Origin of the sequence: Flectobacillus longus (genome assembly GCF_030056705.1) — a bacterium.
Taxonomy (GTDB): Bacteria; Bacteroidota; Bacteroidia; order Cytophagales; family Spirosomataceae; genus Flectobacillus; species Flectobacillus longus.
The window spans coordinates 266,880-279,449 of sequence record NZ_JASHIC010000001.1; the positions used below are offsets into that span (position 1 = coordinate 266,880).

At 37.2% G+C, this 12,570-nt stretch carries 7 protein-coding genes; 2 read left to right on the forward strand and 5 right to left on the reverse strand.

The features are described 5' to 3' along the window. Nucleotides 1–560: 560 nt before the first annotated feature. The 3 genes from QM491_RS01085 to QM491_RS01095 all read right to left on the reverse strand — a co-directional run bounded on the left by QM491_RS01085 (nt 561) and on the right by QM491_RS01095 (nt 6,025). The gene (locus QM491_RS01085; RefSeq protein ID WP_283325406.1) at nt 561–3,467 is read right to left on the reverse strand and encodes an exo-beta-1,4-galactosidase; all 2,907 of its coding nucleotides are present in this window, start codon (nt 3,465–3,467) and stop codon (nt 561–563) included. A gap of 268 nt (nt 3,468–3,735) precedes the next feature. Next, entirely contained in the window at nt 3,736–5,064 is a 1,329-nt protein-coding gene (locus tag QM491_RS01090) for a flippase (protein WP_283325407.1), read from the reverse strand. Between the two features lie 4 nt (nt 5,065–5,068). After that, a complete protein-coding gene (locus QM491_RS01095; RefSeq protein ID WP_283325408.1) occupies nt 5,069–6,025 on the reverse strand; it encodes a hypothetical protein in 957 nt (318 codons plus the stop codon). A gap of 361 nt (nt 6,026–6,386) precedes the next feature. On the opposite strand from QM491_RS01095, the gene QM491_RS01100 reads away from it, so the two are divergent. Continuing rightward, entirely contained in the window at nt 6,387–7,349 is a 963-nt protein-coding gene (locus tag QM491_RS01100; RefSeq protein WP_283325409.1) for an MBL fold metallo-hydrolase, read from the forward strand. Between the two features lie 133 nt (nt 7,350–7,482). Further along, the gene (locus tag QM491_RS01105) at nt 7,483–8,652 is read left to right on the forward strand and encodes a PQQ-dependent sugar dehydrogenase (protein WP_283325410.1); all 1,170 of its coding nucleotides are present in this window, start codon (nt 7,483–7,485) and stop codon (nt 8,650–8,652) included. A gap of 220 nt (nt 8,653–8,872) precedes the next feature. Here the strand turns inward: QM491_RS01105 and QM491_RS01110 are convergent, their stop codons facing one another. Further along, on the reverse strand, nt 8,873–10,678 hold the full coding sequence (locus tag QM491_RS01110; protein WP_283325411.1) for a rhamnogalacturonan lyase: 1,806 nt from the start codon (nt 10,676–10,678) through the stop codon (nt 8,873–8,875). Between the two features lie 53 nt (nt 10,679–10,731). Beyond that, nucleotides 10,732–11,793: a glycoside hydrolase family protein gene (locus tag QM491_RS01115; RefSeq protein WP_283325412.1), complete on the reverse strand. Its 1,062-nt coding sequence runs from the start codon at nt 11,791–11,793 to the stop codon at nt 10,732–10,734. Nucleotides 11,794–12,570 lie beyond the last annotated feature (777 nt).

Genomic DNA, 12,570 nt, shown 5'->3' on the forward strand with positions numbered 1-12,570 from the left:
GCTCTGGTAGAGCGAATTTGAAAAAAATAGTTTTAGAGTGTTACGGAGAAAAAGCTTCCCTCCTTTCGTTGTTTTTCATGGTTTAAATACGGTAAGTTGATGCGGTTTTGAAATCCTATGAACCATTTCGTAGCAATTAGTTTTGAAAGTGTTAGTTGGATTTCGCAACCAAATTAATAAAATAAATTATTAAATATTAATTTATTGTAAATTATTTTATTAATCCGTTTTGAGAATAAAATACTCAACTAAATTGAACATTTTACACTAAAATTATCTTAAAAGTGGAATTTTCAGGATAAAATCAATTGCAATTTGGGTTAAATGAGGAAGCAAATAGCACAAAATGTTTTTAAAATATTTTATTAACTATTCTTACTAAAACACCTAGTACTTTGCCTTATAAACTCATTTTCAAATAGTTAAAAAAAACTGACTATAACATTTATAGGCTTATTTGTAACAAGATTTAGGGGTTAAAGATTATATCAAAAAAATTCCTTCTTGGATACAACTTAAGTCGTACCCAAGAAGGAATGAGAACTTTAATCTATCACTTATCAGGGATTCATTCCATTCTTTTTTACCTTCAACTCATCAGGAGCATCTTTGGTATAGGTATTAAAATTAGGATTGTAAGACTTATCAAAAAGATTCTTCACTATTTGTAAATCAACCGAAGTCTGTGGATTAAAGGCTGATGAGACCATATACTGCTGCAAACTATAGGCTAATTGACGTGCTACGGGTCTTGTTTCTAAATTTGAACTAACATCTGCGCTACAAATCAATAATTTTCCTTTGCCTACTTTTGCCTCCACAATCAAACCCAAGGGTCTATTCAAAAACCATGTATCTATGGGTTGAACAACAGGTTTAAAACCTTTCGGAAATTCGTCTAGTAGCATTACTTGAGCTTTATGAACTAACTCCCACCATTGTACATTGGCATGAAAATCAGTAGGGAAAGATTGAAAAGCTGGATGCTTAGGATCACAAACAAAACCTAAAGTATGCGGTGGGCGCATCTTAAACCATGAGGTATTCCAGAAAACAGGTTGTAAATAATTGACTACTTCTTTGCCTCTTTCTATTTTGCCAGCGACTTGCAAAAATACCTTCCCTCCTTTTTCCAAAACCTGCAAAGCTTTTTCATCTAAACTATTACATGAATAAACTTCCTCTGATTTTACAGCTGGTAAAGTTGTTGGATATACCCAAAACGTCCACTGATTCTGAATTTCTGAGCCATTAATTGACGCTTTAAGTAACAGTTTTTGGGCTTGATTAATTTGCTGAGGATTAAACGTAATTTTTCCAACTGAAAGGTTATTTCCAATCGCATAATCAGTGGACTGAAACTCACCAACTTGTACAGTTTTTCCTTCTGAATTAACAATTTGCCATGCAATTACTGCTTTTGACAAGGCTTTTTGTCCAAAATGAAACAACTCAACTGGTATTTGGATACTTTCATTTTGCTGAAAAACAAATTTTGGAAAACGAGTTAAAATAACCGTTGAGTCACAAAATTGACGGAATTCTTTGGCATCTATATATCCTTTTTCCTCCCAAAAACTATCAAGCAAACCGACCAAAGCAGTTCCTTGTCCTGAATAATCGTTGAGACCTAACATCTGAAATCCTGCTGAAAGAGGCGTTCTAAATGCCATTTCCATTTCGTGCTTGTAACTAATAGCTTGTAGTTTTCCTGAAGCCATAAAGAAATCTTTGTCCCTATCAGCCATTCCTCTATCCTTCAAATCTTCTTGGAAAAGTTCATAGTTACGAGCCTCATAAAGTCCTTTATACTTTTTGATTTCATCAAAATTAGGGAATACACACCATTGACCTAACTCATGAGTAACGTAAGGAACTGTAAAGTTTTTGACCTTATCTCCAAAATCAGTACTACTTGATGGGAGTTTGTCCCAAGGTAAACCTCTTGGTCCTGACTTAATCATATATTCGTTAGCAGGAACTAATGGCCAACTCATTGCTACCGAAGCACCTGTATATTTACGACGAGGGTCTTTTGCTTGCCAATATTTAATGAATTTTGTTAAATAATCTACCTGCTTTCCTCCTCTTGGTTCGTTGCCGTATGCCAACATACAAAAGGAAGCATAATTCCCATAAACTTTCGCCATACGGTTGGTTTCGTCCATTATATATTGATCAATCGGATGTCCATCGCCCAAAGACGAACCGTGATTTGCCCAACTTGGACCTTCAGGTTGCAGATAAATACCCACTAAATCGGCAGCAATAAAGGCAGCTTCTGGTGGGCAATACGAATGAAAACGAAAATGGTTAAGCCCATAGGATTTGGCTTTTCTGAAAACTTTTTCCCAAGATGCCACACCCATCGGGGCATAACCTGTTAATGGAAACTGGCAGTTTTCGACCGTTCCTCTCAGGAATATTGGACGTCCATTAATTTCAAAACGAGTTCCGTTGATAGCAAAATCTCTCATACCAAATTGAACATCCCTTACCGACTGCACACCTTCATTTGTAGAAACCTGTACGTTTAATTTGTATAATGCTGGCGCATATTCATCCCAAGTCAAAAAATTATCACCCATCGGTAAGGTGTAGGTTAATGTATTACTTCCCTTATCCGCTTTAAAATCTACCACAAGAGGTTCAACTGAATGTTGTTTGGATGAATTGAAGCTTTTGGCAGAAAGGGTAATTTTCCCAGAAACGGTAGTGGTCAGATTATTTTCCAGTTGAATCACTACTTTAGCAAGTTTTTCTTTTACACTCGGATATATCTGCACATCCGAAAGCCAAACTTGCCCTTCGGTAGCCAACTCCATTTTTCCAACAATACCGTTCCAGTTTCCTTGAGTATGATCAGTAATACTGTGAGAATCTTTCCCCACATTGATTGCTTTGGTTTTATTATCAACTCGCACTGTTAGCGTATGTTTTCCTGTGCTGAGTTTTCCAGTCAAATCATAAACATGGGCTACACAAAGAGAATTTTGCAAACCAATTTCCTGATTATCAATCCACACACGTGTTTCGTAATGTGGACGTTCAAGATTTAGCCAAATACGCTGATTTTTCCAGTCAGCAGGAACAACAATATCACGTTGATACCATGCGCCACCTACATAATGCTTTTTAGGAGTAAGCCAAAAGGGGAATTTTGGGCGAGGACCTTGGCGGTATTTAGCCATTCGAGGATTAAAATACCATGAACTATCATATATACTACCCGTCCATTGGGTCTGAAGTGTTACAGTATTGCCTTTGCCATTTTCAAGCATGGAGCCTGGTAACATTACCTTGTCTTTTAGTTTTTGAGAAAACCATTTTTCTTGTACTCCTTTATCCAAGGAATCAATGGCAAATCGCCATGTTCCTTGTAAATTAAGTCTTTTTGATTGTCCTATCGAAGCGAAACTTATAAGAACAAATAATGCTATGAATAGATTTTTGAGGATTTTTTTCACGGTTAAAATGGTAAGTTATACAATTAAGAATAGCTTATTAAGATAAAAAATCCGAATAAGCCTAAACTATCAAATATAGCTTCCAAATGTCTTCCCTCCATCATGTATCATCCTGATGCTTGTCTATTTTCTATTTCGAGACCTTGTCTCGGACTCACTCTTGCTACATTTTTAAAACTGTTCAAAAAAAATAGGTCCAAGACGAAGTCTTGAACCAGTTGCTCTCTTCTATATTACTCAATAGTTTTTCATTAAAAATGATTGCAAATCAAGCCTTTTTTAAACGAGGTTTGATATATTGGTGATAAAATTCTGGATAAAATCTAAAAGCGTAAACAAATGGATGAAGCACATTTACTTTTAGTTCTTTATACAAAATTACTTGTCCGATGATAAAACCAATAAAGCTTGACACCAAAGTTGCTCTAGCCGCTCCCATCACCCCTTGTGAACTAATCAAAAAGTAGTTCATAGCAATGTTTAAACAAGCTGAAAAAACAACTACAGAGAAGGTCAATTTGGTTTTGCCAATAGAATCGATGACAATACCAAATTGACGACCAAATGGTACAAAAATGCAATATAACAAAGTGATTTTCAATAAAGGAATTGAATCATCGTATTTTCCACCTGCAATAATATTGACGATTAAATCAGAAAAAAGATAAAGAAATATAATCGCAGGAATCACCAATGCGAGAATTGTACCCACAGATTTTTCATACAAATATCGAACTCCATCTAATCCCTCTTGTGCACGCTTGGCACTTTGTGGAAATACAATTGTAGCAATAGAATTGGTTGGTATCTCGATAAGGTTTGTGATTCGTACTGCCACATTAAATGCCCCGGAAGCTACAGGAGAAAGCATAGCTCCAAGCATCATTTGGTCTATTGTTCCTGACAAAATCGAACTTACAGATGTGCCAAAAGTATATTTTCCAAAATGAAATAATTTACTAATCCACTCTTTGTGTAACTGTCTATCGAGTGTCAAGTGTTTTCTAGCGTAGCTGTATCCAATCAAAGTTGCTATCACAACTGCCACAATCTGAATATAAACCAAATACGCCAAAGGAATTGTGAACTTGGTAATAAAACAAACCAGAATAAACAAAAATAATACTGCTTGGCGAACAAAAGTCGTAATAAAAACCCCATTAAATGCCAGATGAGCTTGTTCTACACTATTAAAAATAGCCAATACACCCGAAAGCAAAAAAGTAATATTGTGCACATAAAACATTGGTTCCAACTCGGGCGTATGCCACATAACGCTCAAGTAATGAGAAAAAATAAGATTTAATACCACACAAAAAACTGATAATAATGCACTTATCGTTACTGATGCAGTAACGATAGCCGTCTTTTCTTCAGGCTTTGCGCCTGACAAAAACTTCACCAAGGCATTGCCAATCAACCCATTTCGGATTACCTCCAAAATAGAGGTAGTAGTCATAAAGAGTGTCCAAGCGCCAAACTGATTTTTGTCCAAAACACGCACTAGCATATAAAATCCCCCAAAGCCAAAAAGTACATTAGTCAAACTTTGGAGAATATTCAAAAAGCCAGATTTTAGCCAATAGTTGTTTGCCATACGATTATGATTTTACGTAATGTTTTAGCACAAAGTCTCTCGCCTCTTCATTGGTTTTGGCATGATAAATCGTAGCTCCTGAAAGTTTAGGAAAAAGTGTTTTGAAACAACCAAAATGATGTTCTGGGCCTTTTTTAGACAAAATAATATTGGCTCCTTTAAAGCAACTCGCCAAAGCGGCAGTACCTCCATGTATAGAGATAAACTTCTCGCAATTGGCATAAACCGATAACTGAAAATGATTGTAGTTTCGAGCTTTGATTTTGTTTTCTTTATACAAATCCTCCATTAACACCACTTCAGGATGTGTTTCGGCTAGCCATTCGTAGTCATTGAGTTCGTATATATCGCTGGTATCATTGGTGATATTCTGAGGGCGTGGGCGGTTATAAAGAATGGTATAGTCTTTTTTCAGGTGACTAATCATAAAGTCCAAATCTTCGATACTATAAAAACTAATGGGTGCTCCACCCCACTCCATATTGTATCGATTAGCAATCATCAACATCGGTTTGTCATAGACATAAACATTGTTCTTAAAATGCTCTTTATAAGGCACTTCAAGCCATTTGGTCATATCATAATCTTGACTGTACAATACACGAGGAAGTTCAAAGTTGTAATTTCCTTCGTTGGTTCTTACATCAAAGACTTCTTCATGATGTGGCGAAAAAAAGTACATTTCCTTGGTAAAAAGCGCTGCCTTGGTACTTTTGAGCGTACCATTTTTGTAGTGCCAGTAAGCAAACGGAATCGTAAATTCTAATTCAGGAGCAAATTCTCCTTGAAACTCAATTTCCTTATAAGGTTTCTTGATTACATAGTCTTGCAAAACATACTTAAGTTGCGTTAACTGGCATCGATAAGTATGACGGTAATAATAGCGTACATCTGGAGTCATTCGTCCGTGTCGGAGCAAGACAATCAAGCTAAGAAATTTGTTAAGGATTTTTTCAAACATAAGTACACGAGTTGAAACAATATAAAGAATAGTCAGGTTTGGACAATTATTTTACTATTATCTTATTAAACAAGATACAGCATCAATGATTATGCCGAAAGAATAATTTCTTTTTTTAAATATAGAAATTTAATGATAAATAAAAAGCAATATTTCTCATTTTTATTCTTTCCTTTTTCCTATAAAAGATTCTTTTTATAAATTTCTACAAAAAGTATTCCAACATTGATAGACACAAGTACAAACCTTTTTAAATCCGAACTTCGACCGTAATTTAATTTCGAATCCACTAACTTTACAGTTATTAGTGATAATCTTGGTCTCATTTAGACCAATTACTTTGCATTTAATATTCTTGATTATGATACGATTCAACAAACAAAAAACTTTTGCTCTAACAATATTAACACTTTTAAGTCTAGAAACTTTAGGACAAAAAGCTCACTTTGACTTAATTCCTTTGGGAGTAAAAGGTGGCACCGACGAAAGTAATATGTCATGCTATATGCTTGGAGCGAGTGGTTCAGAACAATTTGTGGCATTAGACGCAGGAACGATTTATGCAGGTTTGCAAAAAGCTGTGGAGAAAAAGACATTTACTTTACCAGCGTCGCAAGTGATGCGAAAATATATCAAAGGATACTTTATTTCACATCCTCATCTCGATCATGTTTCGGGGCTTATTATTAATTCTCCTGGCGATACAGTCAAGAGTATCTATGCCACTCAGAAGTGTATGAGTATTATGCAAGAAAACTATTTCAATGATAAAACTTGGGTAAATTTTGGCGATGCAGGCGTTGGGATACTCTTGAAAAAATATCATTATGCAACCTTACCTCTTGAAACTGAACAAAATATTTCGGGTACAGATATGACCGTAAAAGCATTTTCTTTAAGTCATATAGAACCTTTTGAAAGTACAGCCTTTTTGATTAAACATCAAGATTCCTACGTGTTGTATTTGGGAGACACAGGAGCTGATGAATTAGAAAAAGCAGGTAAGTTGAAAAACCTTTGGAAGAATATAGCTCCCTTGGTTAAAAGTAAGCAACTAAAAGGGATTCTTATCGAGGTTTCTTTTCCCAACGAACAGCCCAATCATTTGTTATTTGGTCACTTAACACCGCAATGGCTGATGAAAGAAATGAGTGTTTTGGCAGACCTTGCTGGAAAAGAAAATATGAAAGGATTAAATGTTGTTATCACGCATTTGAAACCTCCAGCTACCAACGAGCAAAAAATCATTGAACAGGTAAAAGCTCAAAATATATTAGGATTAAACATCATTTTTCCACAACAAGGAGAAAAAATTAAACTCTAAATCAAGATTTCAGATTTCATGAAATACTCTTGAATGGCTCCACAATCTGGCACCAAAAGCCCTACAGCCCTGACAGAGAAAAGCTTGATTATGATACTTTTGTAAAAAAATTAAAACCAACTATTCAATTATTATGAAAAATGTACTTTTAGGATGTGCTTGTTTATCAATCATGTCTCTTTCTTCTGGATTCTCCTGCAAAACTAATGGAGGATTAGAACCTACTACAGAAAACGCTACCGCAGATACTCAACCAAAACTCAAATCTAACATCATAGTTAATGACAAGGATGTTATCTGGGGAATGGACTTTCTTCCTAATGGTGACTTACTTTTTACAGAGAAACAAGGTAAATTTTACCGCTATTCAGGTGGAAAAACTACTGAACTTTCAGGAGCTCCAACAGATGTATTTGTAAAAGGACAGGGTGGTTTATTGGACTTAAGAGTTCATCCAAAATATGCTCAAAACGGTTGGATTTATGCGACCTATGTAAGCAAAGGCACTGATGATGGATCACAATTAAATTTGATTCGCTTCAAACTCAGCGATGATGCTATTACGGGTACTGAAACGATTTTTACAACTCCTGCTACCAACACAATGTACAATCACTATGGTAGTCGCATTGAGTTCGATAATAAAGGGTTTTTGTTTTTATCAATTGGTGAAGGTGGAGCAACGAGTTATGGCGGTGCCGAATCGCCCAACATGAATGCGCAGAATGTTACGATTCCTTGGGGAAAAGTTCACCGCATGACAGACGATGGTAAAGTGCCTAGCGACAACCCTATTTTAGAAGGAAACTCTGCTCCTTCTACAGTTTATTCTTATGGTCACCGCAACCCACAAGGTTTGGCTTTTAATCCCACTACACAAGAAATTTGGGAATCAGAGCACGGTCCTCGTGGTGGAGATGAAGTAAACGTTATCCAAAAAGGTAAAAACTACGGTTGGCCTGTGGTATCTTATGGTATCAACTACGATGGAAAAACAATTTCTAAAGCTCCTGCTAAAGAGGGTGTTACGCTTCCACAACACCAATACACCCCATCTATAGGAACTTGCGGGATTGCTTTTATTACAAGTGATAAATACAAAGGTTGGAAAGGAAGTTTGTTAGTTGGTGGTTTAGCTTATCAATACTTAAGTCGTCTTGAAATCAAAGATGGAAAGGTGGTTAAAGAACAAAAACTATTGGAAAGCATCGGACGTGTACGTAACGTAAAACAAGGTCCAGATGGCTTGATTTATATTTCGGTAGAAGGTCCAGGAAGAATTATCCAATTACTTCCAGAATAATTTAGCCCCTAATTTAGTGAGTTGATATTGAGCAAATTAGTGATTATTATCCCTGAGATATAGTATAAAAAATGCGTTCGAAAAGCTCTTTTCGAACGCATTTTTTGGTTAACTGTTATGATATTGCTAGCTAGGTATCCCAAAATACAGAATGACTTCTATTCGGGTGTTTAGCTATTAATCATCCATTGTCAAATCAACACATCTTCAAATTTTCAAATTACTTCGGTGCTACTTCTCCCAAATAAAAACTTGGATGTGGAGGCTGGTTATAGCCAGAGTTTTGCCACGCAATTGCCACACGATATTGGGCATCGTGCATCAAAGTTGGCATTTTGTAGGTTGTTGGAATAGTCGTAGTAAAAATACGAAGCGCCGAACTATCATTCTTTTTCAATACAACCTCCTCACGCCAATCTCCAAACAAATCGGCTGAAACGGCAGGCGTAGCCTTTGTACCATTGTTAGACGAACAATCTTGAGCAGTAAACAAACGAACTAATTGTCCATTCTGGTAATCCCATTTATCTACATGATTTCCATCCAATAACTCACGAGTTAAGTCACCATCCCACCAAATAGCAAAGTTCATAGAACGAGGTCTATTCGCACTAATCTGATTACCCTTGCAGTCATAGAGCCCTCCCACAGACCCCCAAACCTCATATCCATAATGTGTTGGATCAATATCCGAAGCCATACAACGCCCCACATCCTTACCTTCTCCTGATACTCCCCAAATAGGTTTTCCAGTTAAAACATCTCTAAACTCCATACCATATTCTCCATATTTGGCTGGTTCTTCATGACATTGCCAAAGCTCCAACCCTTTTCTGGTTGGATCCATATCTGAAACATGCAGCGCATCGCCATGACCCAAGCCATTGGCATAAAAGCTTTTACCATTTGAAGCTATGACAGAAGCCCCACTGATCACCTCTTGCTTTCCATCTCCATCCAAATCGGCAATACTCATCTGGTGATTTCCCATACTTTTGTGAGCTTCGTTTCCAGCATCGTTGGAGTCAAAATTCCAACGCATTTTGATTTTGCCTTTTTCAAAATCCCAAGCAGTTCTAACCAAACGAGTATAATAGCCACGTCCAGTAATCAAACTTGGATGTTTACCGTCCAAATATGCCACAGCAGAAATAAATCTATCTACTCGGTTACCATACTTGTCACCCCAAGCTCCCACCTCTCCACGCTCAGGCGTGAATGGTACTGAATCAAGAATTTTTCCAGAAATTCCTTCAAAAACAGTCAAAAACTCAGGTCCATCCAATACATATCCTGTTTCATTACGATAATCAGCCTTTGCATCTCCAATCACTTTCCCTGCTGCATCTGTGGTTCCATCGGCAGTTTTACACGCAATTTCTGCCTTGCCATCACCATCAAAGTCAAAGACCATAAACTGAGTATAATGGGCACCTGCTCTGATATTTTTACCTAAATCAACACGCCACAATTGCTTCCCGTCCATACGATAAGCATCCAAATAGACATTCCCTGTATATCCACGCTGTGAGTTATCTTTGGCATTAGTCGGATCCCATTTCAATATAATTTCGTATTTACCATCACCGTCCAAATCTCCTACCGAACAATCCGATGCTGAATAGGTATAGGGTTTGCCATCTGGGGTTATACCTCCTGCAGGAATATTAAGTGGTATTTCAATAAAGTTTTGTGCTAATACTTTGGTAGAATAGGCTTTTTGCTCTTTGCCATTTAATACGGCTCTAACGCTGTATTCTTCAGATTCAACTCCGCTACTATCCACCCAGTTAGATATAGCTGAAATTGGGTTGGCATTCAGTTTTGTTTTGCCTCGATAAAGATTAAATGCAAGATTTTTGGCGTCAGTACCAAGGATTCTCCAACTCAAAAAAACAGATTTGGGATTGGTACGCACTGCGACCAAACCTCTGTCTAAATTTTCAAGTTGATATTGAGCAGTAATAGCATGCGACATCAGTAACCCCACGGCGTAGGGCAATACTTTACTTACGATTTTTTTCATGAAATAAATCAGGTTTATTGGTAAAGAAATTAGTGAATATTAGTAGTAAAATGTTAGCTCAAGCGGAAAACGAAACAACTAGAGGTAGCATACTTCCCTCCTTGCATAGCAGTAAAAAGATGGGTTGGCTTGCCGTGTTGCATAAGTAATTGGGGACGTTCAAATCTACCATAACGCTTAAGGTGCGCAGGTGCTGGTGGTTCGGTTATGTAAGCTTCAGCAGGGAAAAAAGATACCGTAGGTTCGCTCCACTTTTTTCCATTTTGGGACTCCATAAATAAACCTACTTCATGGTTGTAATACCCCATATCACGAGTAAGTATTTTAAATTTTCCCTTTTCTAAATAAGTAAAAGCATCCTCAACTTGGGCATTATTACCTTTTCTTGAAAAATCCACAATAGGGTTTCCTTTATACTTTTGATAAGGTCCCATAAGGTTTTTGGCTATCGCTAAACCATACTTTCGATTCCCTCGAATAGCACCTTGAGCTTCTTGGTATTCTTTCGTATTCCAAGATTTGTAATACAACCAATATTCACCATTTGGATGTTTGATAAAAGAAGGGTTTGTGGTACAATGGTCATCCCAAGCACCTTCGGCGCCCGCTTCTAACAGCGGTTTATCATAGCGAGTCCACGGGCCATCCAAACTTGGTGCTGTAGCAATACCTATACGCTTGGTGTCTGTTTTACCATTGGAATTACCCATGTAAAACAAACAATATTGGCCATCTACAAACTGAATATGAGGATTATGACAAGTAGTAGCGTCCCAATATCCTTCGCCTCTTGGGGCAAGAATGGTACCTGTCACTTGAAAAGGAGCAGTCGGTGAATCAGCAACAGCATGAGCGATTTCGGATTTATGAATCCAACCACCCATTTTGTATTTTTCTGGCCATCTCGAAAAGAATACATGCACTTTCCCATCTGGAGCTATTATCGGCGAAGCGCACCAAACGTAATAGCCTTCTATTTCCAATCGGCGACCGACTGGTTCAAGATGCTTGACAAAATCAGATAAAGGCAAAACCTTTGTTTTGGGTTTTCCAAAGCTAAATGTAGTCAATGGCAAGACTCCCAAAGAAGCCAAAAAGGTTCTTCTAGATAGCATATTGTTTAGAGATAAATATCAATTTTTAGATCAGGAAAGTAACCGTTATTTGTTAAATGTATAGCTGTTAACATTGAGTTTATTAAACAAACTTTACAAACGAATATCGTCTTTAGTCTAAAAGGTTGTTTTGATAAATTTCTACTAATTGATATTATAAATAGAGGAACCTGTCCATCCGTGGTCAGTGTCTCACTGACCAATTGGCAAAAGTAATCCGATGTAATATAGCCAGTTGTTGAGTGGGACACTCGCCATGGATAGAAATAAATATCATCAGATATTCATCGCATCCGTGGTCAGTGTCTCACTGACCAATTAGCAAAAGTAATCCGATGTGATACCACCAGTTGTTGAGTGGGACACTCGACATAGATAGAGAAATAAATATCATCGCATATCGCATCCGTGGTCAGTGTCTCACTGACCAATTGCCAAAAGTAATCCGATGTGATACCGCCAGTTGTTGAGTGGGACACTCGACATAGATAGAGAAATAAATATCATCGCATATCGCATCCGTGGTCAGTGTCTCACTGACCAATTGGCAAAAGTAATCCGATGTGATACCACCAGTTGTTGAGTGGGACACTCGACATAGATAGAGAAATAAATATCATCGCATATCGCATCCGTGGTCAGTGTCTCACTGACCAATTAGCAAAAGTAATCCGATGTGATACCACCAGTTGTTGAGTGGGACACTCGACATAGATAGAGAAATAAATATCATCGCATATCGCATCCGTGGTCAGTGTCTCACTGACCAATTGCCAA

Bases quoted from the DNA above. Each gene is read 5' to 3' on its own strand.
- QM491_RS01090 (WP_283325407.1), bottom strand. From the start codon at position 5,064: ATGGCAAACAACTATTGGCTAAAATCTGGCTTTTTGAATATTCTCCAA.
- QM491_RS01095 (WP_283325408.1), bottom strand. From the start codon at position 6,025: ATGTTTGAAAAAATCCTTAACAAATTTCTTAGCTTGATTGTCTTGCTC.
- QM491_RS01100 (WP_283325409.1), top strand. From the start codon at position 6,387: ATGATACGATTCAACAAACAAAAAACTTTTGCTCTAACAATATTAACA.
- QM491_RS01105 (WP_283325410.1), top strand. From the start codon at position 7,483: ATGAAAAATGTACTTTTAGGATGTGCTTGTTTATCAATCATGTCTCTT.
- QM491_RS01110 (WP_283325411.1), bottom strand. From the start codon at position 10,678: ATGAAAAAAATCGTAAGTAAAGTATTGCCCTACGCCGTGGGGTTACTG.
- QM491_RS01115 (WP_283325412.1), bottom strand. From the start codon at position 11,793: ATGCTATCTAGAAGAACCTTTTTGGCTTCTTTGGGAGTCTTGCCATTG.